Below are 23,586 nucleotides of genomic sequence, written 5' to 3'. Positions count from 1 at the left end.
TGCTGAGGCTTTGCCGCAGTGGCCGCGTTTGCCGTGCCTGGCTTGGCCGTTTGCCACCCTGGCTGCGCTGCTCGGGGATGGGGGCAATCTCCCTTATCCTGTTGCTGCTGGTGCTGGATCGCATTTTCCCGCCGCCGCCGCTGGATCCCGCCTACGCGCGGGTAGTGCTCGACATCAAGGGGAGGCCGCTGCGCGCCTTTGCCGATACCAGCGGCGTGTGGCGCTACCCCGTGACCCTGGAGCAGGTCTCCCCCCGCTATATAGAGGCACTGCTGGGCTACGAGGATCGCCATTTCTGGCGCCATCCCGGGGTCAACCCGGTGGCCATGGTGCGCGGGGTCTGGCAGTGGCTGCGTTACGGGCGCGCCGTCTCGGGGGGCTCGACCCTCACCATGCAGGTGGCCCGCCTCATCGAGCCCTACCACAGGAGCGTGCCCGGCAAGCTGCGCCAGATGGCGCGGGCGCTGCAACTGGAGTGGCATTACGACAAGCGCACCCTGCTCACCGTCTACCTCAACCGGGCCCCTTTTGGCGGCAATCTGGAGGGGGTGCAGGCGGCGAGTTTCGCCTATCTGGGCAAGAGCGCGGCCAAGCTGACCCACGCCGAGGCGGCGCTGCTGGCGGTGCTGCCCCAGGCCCCCAGCCGTTACCGGCCGGACAGGCATCCCGAGCGAGCCCGCGCCGCCCGCGACAAGGTGATGCAGCGGCTGGTGGCGCAGGGGGTCTGGCCCGAGGTGGTGTGGCAGGAGGGGCGTATCGAGCCTGTGCTGGCCCGCGGTCACTTCACGCCGATGGAGGCGCCGCTGTTTGCCCGGCTGGCGGCTGGCAGCCAGCCGGGGGCCCTGGTGCACACCACCATAGACGGGGATCTGCAGCGCTGGCTGGAGGCCCGGGTGGCGAGCTATATCCGCCGCTTCCCCGAGCAGACCTCAGCCGCCTTGCTCCTGGTGGACAACAGCACCATGGCGGTGCGCGCCTATGTGGGCAGCGCCGAGTATGGCAACTTGCGCCGCCACGGCTACCTCGACATGGTGCAGGCGATCCGCTCCCCCGGCTCCACCCTCAAGCCTTTCATCTATGGCCTGGCCCTGGACGAGGGGCTGGTGCACTCGGCCTCCCTGCTCTCCGATGCCCCAAGACTGGGTTCGGATTATAGACCCGCCAATTTTACCGGCGCCTTTCAGGGGCCTGTGACCCTCACCCAGGCGCTGCAGCAATCCCTCAACGTGCCGGCGGTGCAGGTGCTGGAGGCGCTTGGGGCCGACAAGCTGGTCAGCCGCCTCGACAACGCCGGGGTGCGGCTGGCGCTCTCGGACAAGCCCAACCCGGCCATTGCGCTGGGGGCGGCGGGCATTCGGCTCGAGCAGCTGGTGGCGCTCTACAGTGCCCTCACCCGGCAGGGACAGGTGGCGATGCCGGTCTGGCTGGCGGGGCAGCAGGCGGTGCCCCGCCCCTTGCTGAGCCCGGGGGCCGCCTGGATCATCTGGCAGATATTGAGTGCCCAGGGGCGGGCGGATCAGCCCTTCGCCAGCGAGGCGACTGGCCGGGTCAACCGGCTCGCCTGGAAGACCGGCACCAGCTACGGCTATCGGGACAGCTGGGCCATGGGGGTCTCCGGCCGCTGGACCATCGGCGTCTGGCTGGGACGCCCCGACGGTACCCCCTTGCCGGGCTTTTATGGCCAGAGCGCGGCTGTGCCGCTGCTGCTCTCGGTCTACTCGCGGCTCTCGGACAACAGCCCCTTGCCGGCGCAACCCAACACGGTGAGCGAGGCCGAGATCTGCTGGCCGCTGGGGCGCAAGGCAAGCGCGACCCTGCCCGAGACCTGTCTGCAGCGCCAGAGTGCCTGGCTGCTGGATGAGCGGGATCCGCCGACCCTGCCTGATCCCATGGACTGGCCCTCACCCCTGCGGCAAGTGGCATTGACCTCTGAGGGCAAGCCGACCCTGGCGCGCTGCCCGGATGCGGCCCAGTCCGTCCTTCGGGCGCTCTGGCCGCTCTCCCTGGAGCCTTGGCGGGGGCCCGGCGAACGCCGTCAGGCGCTGCTCGCCAGCCACTGTGCGGGGGAGGGGCGAAGCGCCGACTTGCAGGCTCCCATTCGCATCCTGGCCCTGGGGGAGGGCAACCTCATCCGCAGTCAGCGCTACCGCTTGCAACCCAGGGTGCTGGGGGGCGTGGGCAAGCCGCACTGGTTTCTCAACGGCCAGCGGCTGCGCTGGGACGGGGATCAGGTGCTGAGCAAGGCGGGGCGCTACCAGCTGGTGGTGGTGGACGAGGCGGGCAACAGTGATCGCATCGAGTTTCGGCTGGAGAACCCCTCCTGAGAGAGGCGGGTCAGGGGAGCACCCGTTCGGGGCGACAATATCTTGGCGGCAGCCCCTGTGCTGGATCAGGGTTTGACCTGACCCAGCCGGGTGAAGAAGTGCTGACTCTTGCGCTGGTGAAAGTGGCTCTTCTTGATGGGATGGAAGACCAGGTGGCTGTCCGGATGACTCTCCTTGAGCCTGTGGATCATCGCCATGGCGGGCAATGAGCTACTGACAAGGGTGGTGAGTGGCAGGCTGCGGGTCTCCGGGCCCAGCAGCTGGTTGAGCCCCTGCTGTGCTTGCTCGAAGCGGGCCAGTACGGCAGGGTCGGCGTAGCCGCTGCCCAGCATGGCGAGCAGGGCATCCAGAGCCTGGTGGAAGGCCGTCAGCTGCTGGCGAAAACCGCTGCGCTTGCGCAGGGCAATCAGCTCATCGAAGGAGATCTCGGCGAGGTGAGTGGGCACTTGCAGCGGGATCTCGAGGTGGAAGCAATCCTGGCCGCCCCGGTTGTGGTAGCGGGATTCCAGCAGGTGAAGCAGCCTGTCCAGATAGTCGTGATCCGTGATGAGGGCCCCCTCATTGGCGAGCGCCCACTCACGGGCGAGGCGCATGGAGAGCAGGTTGGCGAAGCGCCGCGCCATTCTGATCCCCCCCTCGTCCTGGGTTGCAAAGCCGTGGCTCAGGCAAAAACCGTGCAGCCGCTCCAGACCCGGCTGGGCGGGGCAGAAGCAGTCGTGGTTGGTGATCGAACGCCAGCGTGCGATCAGCTCCTTGTTGCCAAACACCTTGTGGCGGACGAAGTCGGGGGCGATAAGGCCGGTAATCTGATTTTCGATTTGGGGGGTGATGCCGGCAAAGAAGGCCGGTGCTGGCCGCTCGGCAAGCAGATCGCTCTGCTGGCGCAGGGTATCGAGCAGGGCGGTGAGGCCGCTCTTCTCGCTGACGGTGAAGACGAAGGCGAGCCGCTCCAGATAGACAAGAGCAAACTTGAGCCAGAGTTCATCCCGTACTTCCATGCCGGGGTAGTAGATATAGGTCTTCATCGGATCGTCAGTGTTCAAGCCGGTGGCCAAGGCGCAGGCTCGGGAATATACGCAAGATTGCCGTCTTGCGGCAAATATTGTGTGGGAAAATCTGCCGTCACCTGGCCAGTAGGCGCTGGCGCCAAACTTCTGATATAATTCGCGCCCTTAAATCAAGGCCACCCGAGTCAACACCATGAAGTTCATTATCAAGCTGTTCCCCGAAATCACCATCAAGAGCAAGTCAGTGCGTCAGCGTTTCACCAAGATGCTGCAGGGCAACATCCGTAACGTGTTGCGCCGCTTTGACGAAGACGCCCGCGTGCGGATGGACTGGGACAAGCTGGTAGTGAGCTCCCGCAACGATCAGTTCCATGCCCGGTATCTCGAGACCCTGGCCTGTATCCCGGGCATCCAGTATTTCCTCGAAGTGAAACTGAGCAACTTTACCGATCTGCACGACATCTTCGAGCAGACCCGCGCCGTCTGGGGCGATCGCCTGAAAGGCAAGACCTTCTGCGTGCGCGCCCGTCGCGTCGGCAAGCACGACTTCAGCTCCCTGGAGCTGGAGCGCTATGTGGGCGGTGGCCTCAACCAGCACTGTGAAACCGCCGGTGTGCGCCTCAAGAAGCCGGATATCCAGGTCAATCTGGAAGTGGAAAACGACGAGCTCTACATCATCAGTGCCGTCCACCACGGCATGGGTGGCTTCCCCATGGCGACCCAGGAAGACGTGCTGAGCCTGCTCTCCGGCGGCTTCGACTCCGGTGTGGCCTCCTACCAGTTCATCAAGCGCGGCTGCCGCGTGCACTACTGCTTCTTCAATCTGGGGGGCGCCGCCCACGAGATCGGGGTCAAGCAGGTCGCCTATTACCTGTGGAACAAGTTCGGGGCCTCCCACAAGGTGCGTTTCACCGCCATCGACTTTGAGCCCGTGGTGGCCGAGATCCTCGAGAAGATCGACAATGGTCAGATGGGGGTGGTGCTCAAGCGGATGATGATGCGTGCCGCTGGCCAGGTAGCGGAAACCTTCCAGATCCCGGCCCTGGTGACCGGCGAGTGCGTGGGCCAGGTCTCCAGCCAGACCCTGACCAACCTGAACGTCATCGATCGGGTGACTGACAAGGTGATCCTGCGTCCGCTCATCACCTGGGACAAGCCGGACATCATCAGCGAAGCCCGCCGCATAGGCACCCTGGAGTTTGCCGAGACCATGCCGGAGTATTGCGGCGTCATCTCCAAGAAGCCGACCGTGAAGGCCGAGCTCTCCCGCATCGAGGCGGAAGAGGCCAACTTCGACTTCGCCATCCTGGACAAGGTCGTGAGCGAAGCCCGCTACCTCGACATTCGTCGCATCGGCGAAGAGACCGCCGCCCAGGTGCAGGAGGTGGAGACCACCCAGGTGCTGGCCGCCAACGAAGTCATCCTGGACATCCGCTCCAGTGATGAGCGCGACGAGAAGCCGCTGGTGGTGGAAGGGTGCGACGTCCTGCACATCCCCTTCTTCAAGCTGGCGACCGCCTTTGGCGATCTGCCCAAGGAGCAGACCTACCTGCTCTATTGCGATCGTGGCGTGATGAGCAAGCTGCAGGCGCTCTATCTGAAGGAGCAGGGCTTTGACAACGTCAAGGTGTACCGCCCCTGATAGCGGTGTGCATGCGCCCATAAAAAAATCCGGCCAAGGTGCCGGATTTTTTTATTTCACATCTTCGGTGATGATCAGGGGCAGGGGACGGGGGTAAAGGTCTCCTGACCCTGGCAGCGCCAGCCCATCTCTGCCTGACGCATCTGCCACAGGTTGTCGCTGCGAAACAGGGTCAGGATGTAGAGCATGTCGCTCTTCTGGCCATCGAGGGCCACCGAGAGCACCAGATCGTTGTCCAGCTGCTGGGCATGGATGCGGGTGGGCACGTCTTCATGACCCACGAAGCGGCGAGCCACTTCGCGATAGTCGTTGACCCAACCCTGCTGACTGCTGCTCGCCTGACGGATCTGCTGGTTGAACTGCTGCACCGGGGTGGATGCCAGGCGCCCGAACAGGGCCTGTGCCCCCGCATGAGCCGCTGCCACCATCATCAGAATCAGCGTGGTAATGAGCCCAAGTTTTTGCATGAGGTAATCCGGCTTGAAACGACCACTCTATGACAACAGAAAAGCGGGCTTGGTTCAATCTTGCCCCTGCAAGGGTGGGATCTCGCCCACCCAGACCCGGTTCAGTTGCGCTGCAACGAGAAGGTCGGCAGGGAGAGGTGCCAGTAGATGGCGGCAACCCGCAGGCCAAAAACGGCCGTCATGCAGATGAGCATGGCGGTGACCCTGTCCATGTTGACCTCCAGCGCCAGGGTATAGAGGATGCCCCCCAGGATGCAGGCGGTGGCATAGATCTCCTTTTGCAGCACCATGGGCACTTCCCGGGCCAGCACGTCCCGGATCATGCCGCCAGCCACCCCCGTCATGGTGCCCATGAGCACCGCAATCAGCCCCGAGGTGCCGAAGTTGAGCGCCTTCTGTGCGCCAATCACGGTGAAGAGCGCCAGCCCGAAGGCATCGGCCACCGGCAGCACATACCAGGGCATGCGGCGGGGCAACTTGACCATCCACATGCCGATGAGTGCCGTGGCGATGACGACCCAGATGTAGAGGGGGTCGCGTACCCAGAATACCGGGGTGGCGCCCAGGATCATGTCACGGATGGTGCCACCGCCGATGGCAGTCACCGCAGCCAGCACCATGACGCCGAAGCCGTCCATTCTGAGGCGCCCTGCCACCAATACCCCCGAAAACGCGAATACCGCAGTACCAAACATGTCGCTGATGTAAACAATCTGCTCAACCAGTGTCTGCATGGAGAACAACTCACGTCCAATAAATGATGGGGCGGCGATTTTAGGGGCAAGGGGCGCGCGTGAGCAATGCCGGTATGCAAAAGTGGGAGCCAGAGCCGGTTTCTGGGGACTGAAGAGGGCGGGTGACTGGCAGCACAGACCCAGCGGTTGCGGGATCTGACCACCAGTCTGCGGGTTGGTTGGGATGCAGTGACAAAAATTCTGATTTTTTTCTCAAGGCTGGGAAATAGAGGCCGATATATAGGTTAGGCGGCGATTACTGCCAAGAAGGCAGAAAAAAGAAATTAAAGTCTTACCAAACAGCGCCGTTAACTAAACATATCAGGCACAAAACAAAATAAAGCCTGAGTGAATTAAAGATAAAATTTAATAGCTTAGGAGAAAAATTATGAGTCTGTATATCAATACCAACGTTTCATCGCTCAACGCTCAGCGTAACATGATGAACAGCACCAAATCTCTGGATACCTCCTACACTCGTCTGGCCTCCGGCCTGCGTATCAACAGCGCCAAGGATGATGCGGCGGGTCTGCAGATTTCCAACCGTCTGACCTCCCAGGTCAACGGCCTGGATCAAGGCAACCGCAACGCCAACGACGGTATCTCCCTGGCGCAGACAGCTGAAGGCGCAATGGACGAAGTGACCGGCATGCTGCAGCGCATGCGTACTCTGGCCCAGCAGTCGGCCAACGGCTCCAACTCCGCCAAGGATCGTGAAGCCCTGCAAAAAGAGGTGGATCAACTGGGTGCCGAGATCAATCGTATCTCCAGCGCGACCACCTTCGCCGGCACCAAGCTGCTCGACGGCTCCTTCGGTGGCACCTTCCAGGTCGGTGCGGATGCCAACCAGACCATCAGCTTCAGCCTGAGTCAGGCCGATGGTTTCAGCATCTCCGGGATTGCGGCAGCGGCGGCAACCACCATTGCTGGTACCGCAGCTGCGGTCGGTATTTCTACAGTCTTTGTTGGCGGTAGTGCTGGTGGCATCAGCATCAGCAGTCAGAGCAATGCCCAGAACGTACTGGCAGCCGTTGACTCCATGCTGACCGTAGTAGATGGCAAGCGTGCCGAACTGGGTGCGGTGCAAAACCGGTTGGATTCAACCATCCGCAACCAGTCCAATATCTCCGAGAACGTCAGCGCCGCGCGCTCCCGTATCCGTGATGCAGACTTTGCCACCGAAACCGCCAACATGACCAAGCAGAATATCCTGCAACAGGCGGCTTCCAGCATCCTGGCTCAGGCCAACCAGCGCCCGCAGTCTGCACTCTCACTGCTGCAAGGCTAAGCTGACTGACTGCAAGAAAAAGAAAAGGGCGGTTGTTCAGGCCGCCCTGGTAAGCAAGATGGAACAATGGGGTGTTCGGATTTACGCCTTGTCCTATCGAAAGAGAGTTTCTCTTATTGGTATTACCCCTCGAGTGTTGCGCAGATCGTTCACTCTGTCATCCTCGAGGTTGTTCTCCTGAGCGTAAGCTCTTCTTTGGCCGACATTGTCGGCCTTTTTTATGGGCGCCGATAAACTGGCGACACATAAACTCCAGCATAAAACATGCCAATTTCTATTGCGCAGACATGCATGAGTGGCGCCGGAGTGTCTCGTGAGGGCCAGGCTATGCGGCCATGTCGCCTGGAACAGCGCTGTTGCCAGTTTTTTGCGTGGGGAGGTTGAATAAATTGCTTAAAGCTTCTGATGGGACTGCCGTTACAGAGAGTGAAGCAAATCGAGGGGTGTTCGGAAAACCAACATTTGCGCAACTGCGGGTCCTGTGTCCGTTCAAACAGGGGACCCGCCAGATGGTACAGACCGTTCAATCTGTCCATCTGAACGGTGGGACCCTGGCTGCATAGATGCAAACAGAGCCCGCAGTTTCTTGTTCATCAGGAGAAATCTTTTATGGCCATGTTTATCAATACCAACACTTCATCATTGAACGCCCAGCGTAACTTGATGAACACCACCAAGTCGTTGGATACCTCATACACCCGCCTGGCATCCGGTCTGCGTATCAACAGCGCCAAGGACGATGCGGCGGGCCTGCAGATCTCCAACCGTCTGACCTCCCAGGTCAACGGCCTGGATCAGGGCAACCGCAACGCCAACGACGGCATCTCCCTGGCGCAGACCGCAGAAGGGGCGATGGATGAAGTGACCGGCATGCTGCAGCGTATGCGTACCCTGGCACAGCAATCTGCCAACGGCTCCAACTCCGCCAAGGATCGCGAAGCCCTGCAGAAGGAAGTGGATCAGCTGGGGTCTGAAATCAACCGTATCTCTACCGATACCACCTTCGCTGGTACCAAGTTGCTGGATGGTAATTACAACGGCAGCTTCCAGGTCGGGGCGGATGCCAACCAGACCATCAGCTTCAGCCTTTCCCAGGCGGGGGGATTTAGCATTTCCGGTATTTCTGCCGCGGCGAACACAACTGTGACGGCAGCGAGTGGCGGTACCCTTGCCGTAAGCACCATCTTCTTGAGCGGTAGTGCAGGTGGCATCAGTATCAGTACTCAGACTAATGCGCAAAATGTCCTGGCCGCAGTTGATTCCATGTTGGGAATAGTCGATGGCAAACGTGCCGAGCTGGGTGCGGTGCAGAACCGACTGGATTCGACCATTCGCAACCAGTCCAATATCTCGGAAAACGTCAGTGCCGCCCGCTCCCGTATTCGCGATGCGGACTTCGCCACCGAAACCGCCAACATGACCAAGCAGAACATCCTGCAACAGGCTGCTTCCAGCATACTGGCCCAGGCCAACCAGCGTCCGCAGTCTGCCCTGTCACTGCTGGGCTAATCAGCAAAAAGAACAGGGCGGTTGTTCAGGCCGCCCTGGTAAGAAAAGATGGAACAATGGGGTGTTCGGATTTACGCCTTGTCCTATCGAAAGAGAGATTATCTTGTTGGTGCATCTCCTCGAGTGTTGTGCAGTCGTTCACTCTGCCACTCTCGAAGCGGTTCTCCTGAGCATAAACTCTTCAATGGCCGACTTTTGTCGGCCTTTTTATTGGCGCCAGAAAAGTGGCGACGAGAATTATCCAGCATAAACTATGCCAGTTGAACTTTCTTGACTGAGTTCAGTATGAACAGGAGCCGCCTGCTCTGGACGGGAGCGACCCATAGCCTGATTAACAGCCATCAGCCTCTGAGCGGAAGGCATTTGCCTCTTTGTTGATGAGAGCGGCAATAAATGTCCTAAAGCTTCCGATGGGGCTGCCGCTACAAAGGATGAAGCAAATTGTGGGGTGTTCGGAAATCCAGCATTTGCGCAACTGCGGGTCCTGTGTCCGTTCAAACAAGGGACCCGCCAGATGGTACAGACCGTTCAATCTGTCCATCTGAACGGTGGGATCCTGGCTGCATAGATGCAAACAGAGCCCGCAGTTTCTTGTTCATCAGGAGAAATCTTTTATGGCCATGTTTATCAATACCAACACTTCATCATTGAACGCCCAGCGTAACTTGATGAACACCACCAAGTCGTTGGATACCTCATACACCCGCCTGGCATCCGGTCTGCGTATCAACAGTGCCAAGGACGATGCGGCGGGCCTTCAGATCTCCAACCGTCTGACCTCCCAGGTCAATGGCCTGGATCAGGGCAACCGCAACGCCAACGACGGCATCTCCCTGGCGCAGACCGCGGAAGGGGCGATGGATGAAGTGACCGGCATGCTGCAGCGTATGCGTACCCTGGCCCAGCAATCTGCCAACGGTTCCAACTCAGACAAGGATCGCGAAGCCCTGCAGAAGGAAGTGGATCAGCTGGGGTCTGAAATCAACCGTATCTCTACCGATACCACCTTCGCTGGTACCAAGCTTTTAGACGGTACTTACACCGGTTCTTTCCAAGTGGGGGCTGACGCCAACCAGACTATCGGTTTCAGTTTGAATCAGTCTGCCGGTTTCAGTATCTCTGGTATTGCGGCGGCGGCGGGAACAACCATTTCCGTATTGAATGCTGCCAGTGCAGTGACCACGGTCGCTATAACAAACATTTTCGGTAGCGGCGCTGCGGGTGGGATCAGTATTAGCACTCAGAGTAAGGCTCAAGAAGTATTGGCCGCGGCAGATGCAATGTTGGGTGTGGTGGATAGCAAGCGTGCCGAACTGGGTGCGGTGCAAAACCGTCTGGATTCGACCATTCGCAACCAGGCCAATATCTCCGAGAACGTCAGCGCCGCGCGCTCCCGTATCCGTGATGCGGACTTTGCGACCGAAACCGCCAACATGACCAAGCAGAACATTCTGCAGCAGGCCGCGTCCAGCATACTGGCCCAGGCCAACCAGCGTCCGCAGTCGGCTCTGTCGCTGCTGGGTTAAGTCGGTTCAACCGTCAATTGACATAAGGAGCAGCAGATGGCCAATGAATCGATAGCCATGCCTTCTGTTACTTCGACGCTGACTCAACATGGCGGCCCCCAGGCCGCCATGGCTGTTTCTCCATCCACATCCAGCGGAGAGGAACTGGCCGAACAGACAAGTGTCGAGCCGACAGCCAAGACGCCACAGGCACAGGCCAAGGTGTCAGAGCCGCGTATGGACAAGGCCTACATGGAAAAACAGGCCCAAGAATTGCAAGAAAGATTGGACAATTTGAGCAAGTTGAAGGGATGGACCATCAATTTCAGTCTGGTCCCCGAATTTGACCAGCCGGTGATCAAGGTGATAGATGCGGAGACCAAGCAGGTTATCCGTCAGATCCCGAGCGAGGAAATGCTCTTGATAAGCAAAAGGTTGCAATCCATGGATCAGACGAATGGCAATAGCTCCGGTCTCTCCGGGCTGCTGTTCGATGGTCAGGTGTGACCCAATTTAAAGTCGATAGACAGGAGGATGTATGGCAATTACCTCTGCGGGGGCGGGATCCGGGCTCGATCTTGAAAGTGTGATCTCGGCGAGTGTGGCAGCGAAAAAAGCCCAGTTGCAACAACCGATCGTCACCAAACAAAACAGCACCCAGATCACCTTGTCTGGCATAGGTCAGCTGAAATCCTCCATCTCTGCCTTCACCGACATCCTCGACAAGCTGAGTGCCCCCGGTGCTTTCAACAAACGCGCCATCAACATCACCCAGAGCAAAGACGACCCCATATTGAAGGTGGAGAGCAAGTCTGGCGCCTCCAATGGGCAATACAACATCATCGTCAATAAGTTGGCGGAAACGAGTCGTCAGGAAGGCATTTTCGATAGTTCCACCACCTCTCTGGTCACCCAGGATGGGCAACTGACCTTCAAGGCTGGCGACAAGACATTCAAGGTGGATGTGAAAGCGGGCGATACCCTGCAAGACATTCGCAAGAGCATCAACAGCAATGGCGACAACTTCGGCCTCAGCGCCAACATAGTCAACACGGCGGATGGCAAGGCCAAGCTGGTGATCGATTCCGGCATCTCGGGCGATGGCAAGGACCTGAACATCACCGGGGATACCGCGGAGCTCGCCATCTTCGAGTCGGGGGGCGGTGTCATGAACCAGACTCGGGCTGCCAGCAGTGCAGAGATTTCTGTTGATGGCAACGTACTCAAGAGCGACACCAATACCTTTGATGACTCTATCCAGGACCTCAAGGTGACGGTGCTGCGGGTGTCGGATAAAGACAGTACGGGGGGGCTCAAGGCAAACAAGGTCGATATCACGACCGACAAGACCTCTATCCAGGAGCTTGTCCAGCAGTTCGTGGATGGTTACAACACCCTGCAAGACAAGATGAATTCCCTGGGCAAACGCAACACCTTCGTGGGTGGTGTGAAGCAGGACGATGGCGGTGCTCTGGCCGGTGACTCAACCACAAGAGCCATCGAATCATTCATGAGCAATCTGCTGGTCAGCCCTTCCCAGAACAGCGGTACCTACTCCACCATCTTCGAGGTCGGTATCAAGATGGACAACAAGGGCAAGCTGTCCCTCGACAAGACGAAGTTTGGCGAAGCCGTCGACAAGAACTTCGATCAGGTTGTGGCGCTGTTTGGTGGAGAGAAGGGCCTGGCGGGCACCTTGAATACCGGCTTGAAAGAATATACCAAGAGCGGTGGCATGCTGGCACAACGAGAAGATGTCTTGAACTCGGACTTGCGTGCTCTTACCCAGAAAACCGCAACGGCCAGTGCACAATTGGCAAAATATGAAGCCTCACTGCGTGCCCAATATGGCAGCCTGGATGCCTTGCTGGTCAAGATGAACAACTCGGCCTCTGCATTGTCCACTCTGCAGACGAATTATCAGAAATCTTGATAGATCGAGAGTATTGAAATATGTACAAGCGCAATATCAAAGCCTATACAGCAGGCAACCTCGCCGCCGATCTGGCCACGGCGGATCCTCACCGTGTCATTCAATTGATGATGCAGGGGTGCCTGGAACGCCTGGCACAAGCCAAGGGCGCCATCGAACGCCAGGACATGGAGGCCAAATCGGTTGCCATCTCCAAGGCGCAGGGATTACTGCATGGTTTGCAGGATGCGCTGGATATGAGTCAGGGCGCCATGGCAGAAGACCTGTATGGGCTTTACGCCTATATGGATGAACGTATCTGGGATGCCAGTCTGGCACGGGACATCGCCCCCCTCGACGAGGTCATGGGACTGATGCTGACCATCAAATCCGGTTGGGATCAATTGCCCGAGGCTGAAAAACAGCAAGGTTTTCAGATGAGACAGCAGCTGGGTGAGCTGTGAGAGCCACTCTCACCGAGCTCGATGACGCACTGCGGGAAAATACCCGCTTGATGGACGCACTGTTGCAGCAGCAGCAATATGATGAGGCCCTGCTCTGCATGGATGAGCGGCTGGCGTTGATAGATCGTCTGGTGCAGCTTGCGCAAGATGACCCTGAGCAACAACAGGCTGTTGCAGCCCTGGCTGGCGAACTGTCAATTCAAGAAGAGAGCACGAAAGCCTTGGCAGCCAGCCATCATCACGCCATTTTCGAACAGCTGACCCATGTTGGGAAAGCCAGCAGGGCCGGGCAAGCGTATCGTGCAAACAGCAAGGAGTTCTGATGCCAGGCAATATTGATGCAGCCCTGATAAAAGCGGAACAGGATGCACTGCGACTTCAGCAGCAAGCAGAGCAGGAAGCTGCCATGAAGGTGGCGTTGCCCCTTCGCTTTGCACAAAATATGGCGGTGTTTCGCCAATATATTCCCCATATCGCCGACATGTATGAGGACTATCAGCCCGCTCGTCCATTCAAGTTCTTCTGCAGTGAAAACGGTCAACCCAATCTGGCATGGCTGGATGATGATGTCGCCGTGTACGGTGCCGAGCCTTATCTCATCTGTGAGACGCTGGTTAAGGAGTTCATGGAGAAGGGGGGATTATCCAGGTTCTCCTTCAGCCAGGAGGCCAACCCCCTCGGCTTCATGCATGTCGAGTACCTCAACAAGCTCAATGCCTATCTTGACGACATTTCAGCGCGGGAAGAGAGGCTGGGCCAGGTGCCCCATGAGGTGCCGAGCGCCCTGATCTTCGGGGTGGGTCTGGGGTATCACCTCGGTTATCTTTATGAAAGGTGCAAGATCGGTACTCTCTTCCTGTTTGAGCCGGACCTGGATCTCTTCTACGCGTCCCTGTTCTGCTTCGACTGGGCGCCATTGCTGACTTATCTGCATCAGGAGAATCTGGGGTTGCACATTCTGCTGGGGCAGGATGAAGAAACCATCGTCAAGGATTTTGCTTCGGCCATTCACAGCCGTGGCTCTTTCCTGATCGCCAACGCTTTCGTCATGTGGGGCTATCAGAACGAGAAGATAAGAAAGCTGATAGAGAAGGTGCAGCAGGAATATTATCTGCTGGTCATGGGGTGGGGCTTTTTCGATGACAATCTGATCGCCCTGTCTCACACCATCAATAATATCGAACGTTCTGTGCCCTTTTTGAAAAAGGGGGGGCGGATCCCGCCTGATTATTCTCGGACACCTGTCTTTATTATTGCCAATGGCCCTTCGCTGGATGATTCCATCTCTGTCATCGAGAAAAACAAAGACAAGGCCATCATCATCTCATGTGGCAGCGCCATTTCGGCCTTGCACAAAGTTGGCATCAAGCCGGATATTCACGTTGAGACTGAGCGGACCAAGATAGTCTATGACTTCCTGGTCAATCTGAACGATCCTGATTACCTGCGCGATGTCCTCTTCCTGAGTACTGATGTCATTCACCCCGATTGCGCTTCGCTATTCAACCGTTCGGCGCTTGCCTTCAAGTTGGGTGAGCCTGGTGTCGGGCTATACCATAATTACTTTTCCCACTTGAACGCCATCGCGGCCCTCGGTGGGGTAAACCCCCTGGTGGGCAATATAGGTGTCAGTGCCCCCATCCATCTTGGTTTTAAAAACCTGTATCTGTTCGGTCTGGATAACGGCTACAAACACAAGGGGCACCATCATTCCAAGCTCAGCTCCTACTACAACAACGAGGAGAGTGCCGGGGCCTTGGGGGAGATGATGTATGGCGATAGCCTATGGCAACGGGAAGGGAATTTTGGCGGCACCATTATCAGCAACGCCATGTTTGACACCTCGCGGCGAGTTATCGAGCAAGAGCTTGCAACCCATCAAGATGTTCGCTGCTTCAATTGCAGCGATGGTGCCAGGATTGAGAAGGCGAGGGCCTTGCCAATTACCGAGATAAGCCTCTCTATGCCGGTTGACAAGTCTGCCCTGCTGGGGGAGATAGTGGCGCTCTGTGCCCCGATCCCTTTGTGCAAGCAAGACTTCTCTTCGCTGCTTGACGTCGAATTCTTCAATATGTTCATCGACAAGATGGTGGCCGAATGGCAACAGAATTTCACGTCTCGCAATGAGATAAATCAGCTGATGCTGCGCAACTTTGGCTATCTTGCCCAGATTTCTGCCACACGCCAGCAGCATATTTCACAAACCATGATAGGTTCGATGAACTATGTATTTACCCTGCTGAGCTCCATTCTCTACTCCTTCGAGGGGGAGGAGGAGACACTGGTGCTGATGAAGCCGGCCATCGAACTCTGGTTGGAGTTCTTGGCGAAAGTCAGAGACATGTATCCGAGGGCACTCGACAGCGTCGATATGATAGATAACGAAGTGATGGCGCTGTTCAGAAAATAAAGGAAAAAGTTTAAGCAAATAAAAACACCGGCCCTTGGGCCGGTGTTTTTCTATCCCTTGGGATAAGGATTCTGCGCCGCGAGTAGCCTCGCATCCTTTCGCAGGATCTGCACCGAGATCAGCGCATCCGGCTCAAGTTCGGCGCCACCATCGTGATGCTGCACATGTTCAAACAGGCGATGGTAGCCCGGGTGCCAGCCAAACAACTCTCCGTAATTCATCTTGTAGCTGAAGAGATTGGCGTGATGCTGATAGTCGTTGCGATAGTGGCCGGCCGGGGGATTGAAATCCAGTATGGTCATGAGGCCCCGGTCGGCCAGCAGGGCATCACTGCCGGCGGCAATCCTGAACAGATCTTGGGGATCGCACAGATAGAGGCAGAAGCCGAAGATGATGAGATCGACCGGTTCTATTTCGGGCAGGCTGTCGGCGGTTCCCACAGTGAGCTGCAACCCTGGATAGCGGGAGAGCCCATCCTGGATGGCGCTGGCCGAAGGATCCACCCCATAGCAACGGGCGCCGTAGTGCTCTGCCAGCTGTGCCAGCCGCCAGCCGTTGGCACAGCCTATCTCCAGGATACTGGCAGGTTTGCTGCCCAGGTATTCCAACGCCTTGAAGATGGGGTCACTCGCCAGGGATTTCTCGAGGATGGCGGCCTTGTTGCGCTCGTACCACTCGTTCCCTTCCCGGGCCATGAAGACGTTTTTCTGTTGCATTTACTGCTCCTCGGCAACTTGGGCAATCAATGGCCATGCCAGCGGTGTGCCAGCCTGAATATCCTGGCTTGCACGGCGACCCAGCAGGGAGGGGAGGTGAGCCGGGGGTAATCCATCCGCAGGCCGGACGGAGCGCACATTGCGGGGGGTAAAGACCTCTCCTGCTTTCATCGGCTCACAGACGAAGAGTGAGCGGGAGAAATGCCGGTTTGCCATCGCCTTGTCATTGAGGCTGTAGCAGACCTCGCCCAGGGCGGCTTCAACCTGCCTGATCCCGTCGACCATATGGCAAAACTCGTCCGGTGTCATGGAGAAGGAGGCATCCGGCCCTCCCAGGGCGCGATCCAGAATGAAGTGTTTTTCAATCACGCGAGCCCCCAGCGCGGTGGCGGCCATGGCCACGGCTTCTCCCAGGGTATGGTCGGACAATCCTACCTTCACCCCGAATGTCTGTCGCATATTGGGAATGGTGAGCAGGTTGGCCTCCTCCACCGGAGCGGGGTAGGAGGAGGTGCACTTGAGCAGGGTAATATCCTGATTGCCCATGCGGCGGCAGGCCTGCACTGCAGCATCGATGTCGGCCAGGGTCGCGATGCCGGTCGAGATGATCATCGGCTTGCCCTTGCTGGCAGCGTATTCGATCAGGGGAATGTCGGTGATTTCGAACGAGGCGATCTTGTAGAGGGGGACATCGAGACCTTCCAGAAAATCGACTGCTGTGACATCAAAGGGGGTGGAGAAGAAGACCAGCCCCTCTTTCTGCGCCTCGGCCTGGATGGCGGCATGCCACTCCCAGGGGGTATAGGCCTCCTGATAGAGCTTGTAGAGCGTGGTGCCATCCCAGATGGTGCCCTGATTGATCTGGAAATACTCATTGTCGCAATCCAGGGTGATGGTGTCGGCCGTGTAGGTCTGGATCTTGATGGCATCGGCACCACATGCCTTGGCCGCGCGTACCGTCGCCAGCGCCGTCTCCAGGGAGTGGCCATGGTTGGCAGACAGTTCGGCGATGATGAAGCAGCGATCCGGATTGATGGCGCTCGCCATGGCTTGGGTCATGAATGTGTCCACTCCTGTTCAGTGATCCCCATCAGCACGAGATCGACATGGTTTGTTGTTTGGGGGCGATAGACCGCCTCCCGCCAGGCGCCTTCATGGCGAAAGCCTGCTCTCAGATAGGATTGGATGGCTCTTTCATTATCCGCCGCGACCTCCAGCTTGAGACTGTGCAGATGGGCGACCTCGAAGGCGAGCCGGTTGACGGCGGTCAGCAGGCGCGCGCCAAGCCGTTTCTCGCTGCGCCAGGGATTGCGATAGATCCCGAGCCAGGCCAGGCGATTGTGCCAGTCCAGCCGGTGCAGGGAGAGTACCCCCAGGATCCCTTGAGGATCCTGGCAGAGGTAGTTAAGGTTGCGGGTCTCCTGCTGTTGGCGTGCCATGAAGGCGCGATGCGCCTCCAGGCTGATGTCACCCCCTGTGTTCATCCAGCGTGCAATCTCCGGATGGTTGCGCATCTGCCAGACAGCCACTATCTGCTGCTCGTCCAGCATGGAAAAAGGGATGAGGGTGACATCTGCCAGCTCGAAGCGCCGCTGCAGATCTATCTCTGGTTGAGCCATGAGAGGGCCTCCAGGGTGCCGTTTCCTGCCATCAGCGCTTGCAGCCTGTGTGCTCGTCTGGTGCGTTCATCCGGTGCAGCCAGTCTTGCCAGCCCTTGTTCCAGCCGGGAGAGCAAGTCGGCATCATGCCACCAGCCGCCCGGGAGGAAGGCGTCAAGGCCGCACCAGCCAGCCAGCTGACTGGCCTGGTTGTCGGCAACGCCGACAAGGATGCCCGGCAGACCACAGCGCGCCAGCTCATAGGTCACTTGTCCGGCACTGCTGATGGCCAGATCGCAGCGACACATGAGAGCGGCCATCTGGCTGGCATCGAGGCGGTGATGTTGCCTGCATCCCGACAGTCGCGGATCGTGTTCCCGGATGACGACGTCCAGCTCCACCTCCGGACAGTGCTGGCGTAGCCAGGTGACCAGCCCTGGAGTCAGGTCGCGCACGTCGGTTCCCCCCATGATGATCAGGATGCGCTCGATGCGCTCGGGAACCCGGGTTCGGGCGGGAACGGACCAGAACGGAGGGCGCAGGGGCTGCCAACCCGGTCCCCACTGCCAGGTGGCGGTACCGCACTTGTTGCCTGGGGTTCCGGGGCTGGCATGGATCACCATCCCCTCTGGATAGTCCAGGCGCTCGGTGTCATCGAGGTAAATAACCCGCACAAAACCTGCCGCTATGCTCTGCAGTGTCGTCAGGCTCGCCGAATAAGAGTCGACAATGGCGACCGCCTGCTGTGGAGAGATGGACTGTTGCTGCCAGTTGCCCCAGCGAACGGACTCCTCCTTGAGCATGGCGCTGGCAAGATCATCGCCCTCGACCACCCAGTGGACAGTGCCGCCCTGTTGCCGCCAGGCGGCGGCATAGGCGCTGCAGCGACTGAGGTGACCCAGACCCCGACGCTTGTCCCCTTCGCTGAAAATCCACAGGGGCAGCACTCAGCGCACCTTGAACACCGGCTGGATCGGCTCGCCATCCAGAGATTGATGGATGGCCTTGTCGGCATCCAGACGGATAAGCGCTGGCAGCACCTCGGCATAGACGTTCAGCAGGGTGTGAACGTCCTGCTCGCTGTGGGCGAGGTTGAGGTTGTGGCTGCCGAGGCTGAGAATGCCACGCTTGCACAGCTCCTGGATGAAGTAGCTTTTCAGCAGCCAGCTGGAGTGGTTGGCCGAGTCGCCGATCAGCAGGAAGCTCCAGCTCGGGTGACCGGCGCTTTGCAGCCAGCTCGGGGCGTTTATTTGTTGCAGCAGTGCGTTGAGCCCATCGAGCAGTTGCTGGCCCCGCTCTGCCAGTTGTGCTGGCACGTCGAGCCGGCGCATCTTCTTGATGACGGCGTTGGCCGCCGCCAGGGCGATGGCATCGCCACCAAAGGTGCCGGAGAAGAAGATATCCTCCATGCGGCCCATGTACTGGCGGCGGCCCACCACGGCGGAGATGGGGAGACCGTTGGCCATGCCCTTGCCAAAGGCGGCCAGATCCGGCGTGACGCCGAACAGGGTCTGGGCACCGCCGAGGTGGAAGCGAAAGCCGGTGATGGTCTCATCGAAGATGAGCAGGGCGCCGTGCTCGTCGCAGAGCTGGCGCAGCCCGGGCAGGAACTCGGGGGTGGGCCAGGCGACGTTCATGGGTTCCAGGATCACGGCGGAAAACTCGCCGGGATGGGCCTCCAGCTGGGTCTTGAGGGAGCCCAGATCGTTGTAGTCGAAGCGATGGGTCAGTTCGCGTACGCATTCGGGCACCCCCAGGTGGCGAGTGGTGGAGCCGATGTACCAGTCCTGCCAGCCGTGGTAGCCGCAGACGGCGACCCGCTCCCGACCGGTGACGGCGCGGGAGAGGCGGATGCAGGCGGAGGTAGCATCGGTGCCGTTCTTGCCAAAGCGCACCATCTCGGCACAGGGGATAAGCTCGATCAGCTGTTCGGCCACCTCGGTTTCCAGCCGATGGGGAAGTGAGAAGATGGAGCCCAGATTGAGCTGCTCCAGCACGGCCTGGTTCACATCCTGGTCGCAGTAACCCAGGCTGATGGCCAGCAGACCGCTGGCAAAGTCCAGATAGTCGTTGCCATCCACGTCCCATACCCTGGCGCCCTGGCCGCGCTCGATAAAGAGCGGGGCGGCGCCGTAGGGGAAGCAGAGGCGGCTCTTGGAGAAGGTCTGGGACCCTAAGGGAATGCTCTGCTCTGCACGGACAGAGAGTGCCAGTGAATGCTGATAACGTGAGGTCATGAATGCTTCTCCTTGGCCAGTGAGGTTGCCAGCCCTTCATTGCGCTGGTGTTGGGTGTTTAGGGTCGCCAGTTGCGGCTCCCGCGCCAGCAGGGCGAGGATGTCTTCTGTGGTGAAGGCGGGCTGGACCGGATAGAGGCGGCGGTAGATTTGCTCGACCAGCTCGAAGTCGGCGGGCTCGTCTACCGTCCAGCGTAGGTGGGCCAGGCTGGGGGTGCGGCTCAGTGTCCCAATCTTGAACTGATCCGCATGCTGGCGGATGTAGTAGGTCACATGCTCGCGCTGGGCCGGGCTCTGGGCGCGTTCGGCCAGCAGATCGAGGGTGGCTGCGCTCAGGATCTCCGCATCCAGTCCGTCCGGGTAGCTGGGATCCCAGCAGTTGCTGCTGTAGTCATAGCCGCCGGTCAGATGAAGCTCGATGAGCTCGTCGATGAGGGCGGGATCCGCGAGGGGGCAGTCGCCGGTGAGCCTGACAATCTGGCTGGGGCCAAAGGGTTGCGCCGCCAGATGAAAGCGCTGCAGCACGTCGTCCAGGAGGCCGCGATAACAGGGAACATCCAGCTCTGCGCAGAGGGCCGCTATGGCCAGGTCGTCGGCCTGGTCACTGGTGGCAACCACCAGCTGATCCAGTCTGGCCGAGCGCTTGAGCCGTTCAATCTGGCGGGCGAGCATGGGGGCGCCTAGCAGGGGCTTGAGCACCTTGCCCGGCAGTCGGCTGGAGCCGGCTCTGGCCTGCAGGATACCGAGGATCATGATGTTCTCCACAAGGCTGGGTTGATGAGGGCCGGCTCGTTGCAGGCGAGGGCGGCCAGCTCGTTGTCATGGCACGGATGCAGATGGGCATAGGCCGACGCGATCGCCGCCAGCTCATGGGCATGACAGACCCCCACCACGAAGCGGCTCACCTGGGGCAGGGCCGGGATCAGGGAGAGTGCCTTGTGGAGGGGGGATAGGTGGGGCTGCCACCCATCCAGCCGCGCCAACTGTTCGCTGAAGGGGTGAAAATGGTCGGGACGCAGGCCCGGCTGCATCAACAAGAGGCCTTGCAGGAAGAGGGAGCGCACATGGATTTCACACCCCAAGTCCTGCAATCGGTCGAGCCAGCCCGAGCGTAAAAAGCGCTGATCGAGCAGGTTGGCAGGTAACTGCACCAGCTCCAGGGGGTAACCCTGCTCCAGCCACAGTGCCAGCTCCTCGGGGGAGTAGACGGAGATCCCTGTCTTGCCCACCTTGCCCTCTTGCTGCAGTGTCGCCAACGCCTCGAACAGGGCAGGGCTGGCATCCTGGCTGCGGTGCAGCAGCAAGCCATCCAGCCTGGTGCGCCCCAGCTGTTGCAGGCTGCTGGTCACCGAGGTGGCGACCTCTGTGGCTTGGATGCCCGGTGCCAGCTTGTTGACCAGCTGAAAATCGGCGGTGTGACGGCTGCCGAGTCTGGCCTCGGCATTGCCATAGGCCTGGGCCGTGTCCAGGGTATCCACGCCCAGCTGGCGTGCCAGGGCCAGTATGGTGTCGAGTTCGTCATCCGCTACCTCGCCCGCGCTATTGCTGATGCCATAGGCGAGCCCGAACTGCACAGTCCCCAAGGCTAGGCGCATAGTACCCGCTCCAGGGCCTCGACGACCTTGTCCTGCTCGGCTGATGAGAGGGCCGGGAACAGGGGAAGGCTGATGGCTTGCCGGTAGTAGGCCTGGGCGCCGGGATAATCGGCGGGATCATGGCCCAGATCACGGTAATAGGGCTGGGCCGGAATGGGCATGTAGTGGACGTTGACGCCGATGCCAGCCTCCCTCAGCTGCGCAAACACCCGATCCCGGTCGGCGACCTGGACCACATAGAGGTGGTAGCCGCTGCGGCGGTCATCCCTTTGACGCAGGGGCTGCACCGGCAGCCGGGTCAGCAGGGCGTCGTAACGGGCGGCCAACTGCTGGCGAAGGTCGATAAACAGGGGCAGGCGGCGGAGCTGGCTTGAACCCAGTGCCGCCTGGATGTCGGTCAGCCGATAGTTGAAGCCCAGCACCTGCTGCTCGTAGTACCAGCCACCTGGACTGGGAGCGCTCAGTTGCTCGGGGTCCCGGGTGATGCCATGGCTGCGATAGAGGCGAAGCTTGGCCGCCAGCTCGGCACTGCGGGTGGTCACCGCGCCCCCTTCCCCCGTGGTGATGGGTTTCACGGGATGGAAGCTGAAGACGGTCATGTCGCTGTGGGCACAGCTGCCGATGGGGTCCCCCCGATAGCTGGCCCCCAGGGCATGGCAGGCATCCTCGATGAGGTGAACGCCATACTGCCTGCACAGGGCGCCAATCTCGGCGAGATCGCAGGGTTGGCCCGCCAGATGCACGGCGACAAGGGCCCTGGGTTGGCGAGGGCTGCCCTGGACGCCTTGCAGCTTCGCGCGCAGCGCTGCCACGCAGAGGTTGCCGGTCTCGGGCTCCACATCGACGAAATCCACCTGGGCACCGCAGTAGCGGGCACAGTTGGCCGAGGCGACGAAGCTGATGGCCGAGACCCAGACCCAGTCGTCCGCGCCCAGTTCCAGCGCGGCGCAGGCAAGATGCAGGGCCGTGGTGCCGTTGTTACAGGCGATCACATGGGGGGCCCGGCAGTAGTCGGCCAGTCCCTGCTCAAAGGCGGGCACCATCTGACCTTGTGTTAGATAGTCCGACTTCAGGACGGCAACGACGGCATCGATATCTTCATCTGTGATGGATTGGCGTCCATAGGGGATCATTCGGTTAGCACCTGCTGGTTCATCGCTTTCAATTCCTCTATCGACAGGAAATGGCGATTATTGAGGGAATTGTATTCGAAGCCGGGCTCGACCAAGATCGCCTGCTCCCCCAGGGCATTGATCGCGAAGTCATTGTTGCGACTCGTGAAGGTGATGCTGGGGGCGATGACGTAATAGTCCTTGAACTCATAGGTATGGTAGGAGTCATCGGCTGGGCACATCACCTCGTGCAGCTTCTCGCCCGGGCGGATGCCGATGATCTCCTGGGGCAGCTCGGGGGCCATGGCGCTGGCGAGATCCGTGATGCGCACCGACGGGATCTTGGGAACGAACACTTCCCCCCCCTTCATGCGGGCAAAGTTGGTCAGCACGAACTCCACCCCCTGCTGCAGGGTGAGCCAGAAGCGGGTCATCTCGCCATGGGTGATGGGCAGGCGGCTGGCCCCTTCCCTGATCAACCGGTCGAAGAAGGGCACCACAGAGCCGCGCGACCCCACCACGTTGCCGTAACGCACCACCGAGAAGATGGTCGGGTGCTTGCCCGCCATATTATTGGCGGCCACGAACAGCTTGTCGGAGCAGAGCTTGGTGGCGCCATAGAGGTTGACCGGGTTGGCGGCCTTGTCGGTGGAGAGGGCGATCACCTTCTCGACCCCGTTGTTGAGCGCCGCCTTGATGACGTTTTCGGCGCCCCCGACGTTGGTCTTGATGCACTCCATGGGGTTGTACTCGGCGGCCGGCACCTGCTTGAGGGCGGCGGCATGAACCACGAAGTCCACGCCGTGCATGGCCATGTTGAGCCGCTCGGCATCGCGCACATCGCCGATGAAGTAGCGCATGCAGGGATGGTTGAAGCGCTGCTGCATCTCGAATTGCTTGAGTTCATCACGGGAATAGACGATCAAACGGCTCGGCGTGTACAGGGAGAGAACCGCCTCGATGAACTTCTTGCCAAAGGAGCCGGTACCCCCGGTGATCAGGATCGTTTTTCCGTTGAACATGTCATAGTCCCGTTATGGAGTGAGTATCTGTCAGGATAGAAAGCA

At 59.6% G+C, this 23,586-nt stretch carries 22 protein-coding genes; 10 read left to right on the top strand and 12 right to left on the bottom strand.

Annotated features, from left to right (window positions below; all coding sequences use genetic code 11):
• Window positions 1-77 precede the first annotated feature (77 nt).
• The gene (gene pbpC, locus WIR04_RS13080; protein WP_338892567.1) at window positions 78-2,324 is read left to right on the top strand and encodes a penicillin-binding protein 1C; all 2,247 of its coding nucleotides are present in this window, start codon (window positions 78-80) and stop codon (window positions 2,322-2,324) included.
• A gap of 65 nt (window positions 2,325-2,389) precedes the next feature.
• Here pbpC and WIR04_RS13075 read toward each other — a convergent pair whose 3' ends face one another.
• Window positions 2,390-3,349, bottom strand: a complete 960-nt coding sequence (locus tag WIR04_RS13075; RefSeq protein WP_338887473.1) for a hypothetical protein — start codon at window positions 3,347-3,349, stop codon at window positions 2,390-2,392.
• Between the two features lie 175 nt (window positions 3,350-3,524).
• Here WIR04_RS13075 and thiI point away from each other — a divergent pair, with 175 nt between their 5' ends.
• Window positions 3,525-4,973, top strand: coding sequence for a tRNA uracil 4-sulfurtransferase ThiI (gene thiI / locus WIR04_RS13070; RefSeq protein WP_338887471.1), 1,449 nt, complete (start codon window positions 3,525-3,527; stop codon window positions 4,971-4,973).
• 74 nt (window positions 4,974-5,047) lie between these two features.
• Here thiI and WIR04_RS13065 read toward each other — a convergent pair whose 3' ends face one another.
• On the bottom strand, window positions 5,048-5,440 hold the full coding sequence (locus WIR04_RS13065; protein ID WP_338887469.1) for a hypothetical protein: 393 nt from the start codon (window positions 5,438-5,440) through the stop codon (window positions 5,048-5,050).
• 101 nt (window positions 5,441-5,541) lie between these two features.
• A complete protein-coding gene (locus tag WIR04_RS13060) occupies window positions 5,542-6,174 on the bottom strand; it encodes a trimeric intracellular cation channel family protein (RefSeq protein WP_025326511.1) in 633 nt (210 codons plus the stop codon).
• Window positions 6,175-6,562: 388 nt separating this feature from the next.
• On the opposite strand from WIR04_RS13060, the gene WIR04_RS13055 reads away from it, so the two are divergent.
• From WIR04_RS13055 to WIR04_RS13020, 8 genes are all read left to right on the top strand, one after another.
• Complete coding sequence (locus tag WIR04_RS13055) at window positions 6,563-7,462, top strand: flagellin (RefSeq protein WP_025326512.1); 900 nt, start codon at window positions 6,563-6,565, stop codon at window positions 7,460-7,462.
• Window positions 7,463-8,071: 609 nt separating this feature from the next.
• Window positions 8,072-8,971 carry a flagellin gene (locus WIR04_RS13050; protein ID WP_025326513.1) on the top strand — a complete coding sequence of 300 codons (900 nt, stop codon included), beginning with the start codon at window positions 8,072-8,074 and terminating at the stop codon, window positions 8,969-8,971.
• Window positions 8,972-9,585: 614 nt separating this feature from the next.
• Window positions 9,586-10,497, top strand: coding sequence for a flagellin (locus WIR04_RS13045; RefSeq protein WP_025326514.1), 912 nt, complete (start codon window positions 9,586-9,588; stop codon window positions 10,495-10,497).
• A 36-nt stretch (window positions 10,498-10,533) separates the two neighbouring features.
• A complete protein-coding gene (locus tag WIR04_RS13040) occupies window positions 10,534-10,983 on the top strand; it encodes a flagellar protein FlaG (RefSeq protein WP_338887466.1) in 450 nt (149 codons plus the stop codon).
• 31 nt (window positions 10,984-11,014) lie between these two features.
• Entirely contained in the window at window positions 11,015-12,409 is a 1,395-nt protein-coding gene (gene fliD / locus WIR04_RS13035; RefSeq protein ID WP_338887464.1) for a flagellar filament capping protein FliD, read from the top strand.
• A gap of 20 nt (window positions 12,410-12,429) precedes the next feature.
• Window positions 12,430-12,852 carry a flagellar export chaperone FliS gene (gene fliS, locus WIR04_RS13030; RefSeq protein WP_025326517.1) on the top strand — a complete coding sequence of 141 codons (423 nt, stop codon included), beginning with the start codon at window positions 12,430-12,432 and terminating at the stop codon, window positions 12,850-12,852.
• Between the two features lie 50 nt (window positions 12,853-12,902).
• Window positions 12,903-13,175, top strand: a complete 273-nt coding sequence (locus WIR04_RS13025) for a hypothetical protein (RefSeq protein ID WP_041204450.1) — start codon at window positions 12,903-12,905, stop codon at window positions 13,173-13,175.
• Window positions 13,175-15,262: a 6-hydroxymethylpterin diphosphokinase MptE-like protein gene (locus WIR04_RS13020; protein WP_338887461.1), complete on the top strand. Its 2,088-nt coding sequence runs from the start codon at window positions 13,175-13,177 to the stop codon at window positions 15,260-15,262. The genes WIR04_RS13025 and WIR04_RS13020 overlap by 1 nt, the downstream gene beginning before the upstream one ends.
• Before the next feature lie 50 nt (window positions 15,263-15,312).
• Here the strand turns inward: WIR04_RS13020 and WIR04_RS13015 are convergent, their stop codons facing one another.
• Genes WIR04_RS13015 through pseB form a run of 9 tightly spaced genes read right to left on the bottom strand, consistent with a single transcriptional unit; the run spans window position 15,313 to window position 23,541 of the window.
• Window positions 15,313-15,978 carry a class I SAM-dependent methyltransferase gene (locus WIR04_RS13015; protein WP_025326520.1) on the bottom strand — a complete coding sequence of 222 codons (666 nt, stop codon included), beginning with the start codon at window positions 15,976-15,978 and terminating at the stop codon, window positions 15,313-15,315.
• Window positions 15,979-17,037: a pseudaminic acid synthase gene (gene pseI, locus WIR04_RS13010; protein ID WP_338887458.1), complete on the bottom strand. Its 1,059-nt coding sequence runs from the start codon at window positions 17,035-17,037 to the stop codon at window positions 15,979-15,981.
• A complete protein-coding gene (gene pseH / locus WIR04_RS13005; RefSeq protein ID WP_338887456.1) occupies window positions 17,034-17,597 on the bottom strand; it encodes a UDP-4-amino-4,6-dideoxy-N-acetyl-beta-L-altrosamine N-acetyltransferase in 564 nt (187 codons plus the stop codon). The genes pseI and pseH overlap by 4 nt, the downstream gene beginning before the upstream one ends.
• Window positions 17,579-18,523 carry a hypothetical protein gene (locus WIR04_RS13000; protein ID WP_338887454.1) on the bottom strand — a complete coding sequence of 315 codons (945 nt, stop codon included), beginning with the start codon at window positions 18,521-18,523 and terminating at the stop codon, window positions 17,579-17,581. Before WIR04_RS13000 ends, pseH begins: the two co-directional genes overlap by 19 nt.
• Entirely contained in the window at window positions 18,524-19,813 is a 1,290-nt protein-coding gene (locus WIR04_RS12995; RefSeq protein WP_338887452.1) for an aminotransferase class III-fold pyridoxal phosphate-dependent enzyme, read from the bottom strand. It abuts the gene before it with no gap.
• Window positions 19,810-20,565: a glycosyltransferase family protein gene (locus tag WIR04_RS12990; protein ID WP_338887451.1), complete on the bottom strand. Its 756-nt coding sequence runs from the start codon at window positions 20,563-20,565 to the stop codon at window positions 19,810-19,812. The genes WIR04_RS12995 and WIR04_RS12990 overlap by 4 nt, the downstream gene beginning before the upstream one ends.
• Window positions 20,562-21,407, bottom strand: a complete 846-nt coding sequence (locus tag WIR04_RS12985) for an aldo/keto reductase (RefSeq protein ID WP_338887449.1) — start codon at window positions 21,405-21,407, stop codon at window positions 20,562-20,564. The genes WIR04_RS12990 and WIR04_RS12985 overlap by 4 nt, the downstream gene beginning before the upstream one ends.
• The gene (gene pseC / locus WIR04_RS12980; protein WP_338887447.1) at window positions 21,398-22,540 is read right to left on the bottom strand and encodes a UDP-4-amino-4,6-dideoxy-N-acetyl-beta-L-altrosamine transaminase; all 1,143 of its coding nucleotides are present in this window, start codon (window positions 22,538-22,540) and stop codon (window positions 21,398-21,400) included. The genes WIR04_RS12985 and pseC overlap by 10 nt, the downstream gene beginning before the upstream one ends.
• On the bottom strand, window positions 22,537-23,541 hold the full coding sequence (gene pseB / locus WIR04_RS12975) for a UDP-N-acetylglucosamine 4,6-dehydratase (inverting) (protein ID WP_338887445.1): 1,005 nt from the start codon (window positions 23,539-23,541) through the stop codon (window positions 22,537-22,539). The genes pseC and pseB overlap by 4 nt, the downstream gene beginning before the upstream one ends.
• Window positions 23,542-23,586: the final 45 nt, after the last annotated feature.

The sequence above is a fragment of the Aeromonas rivipollensis genome (assembly GCF_037811135.1).
Taxonomy (GTDB): domain Bacteria; phylum Pseudomonadota; class Gammaproteobacteria; order Enterobacterales; family Aeromonadaceae; genus Aeromonas; species Aeromonas rivipollensis.
Note: the sequence above shows the minus strand (reverse complement) of the source record. Positions and strands in the feature narration are given on the sequence as shown.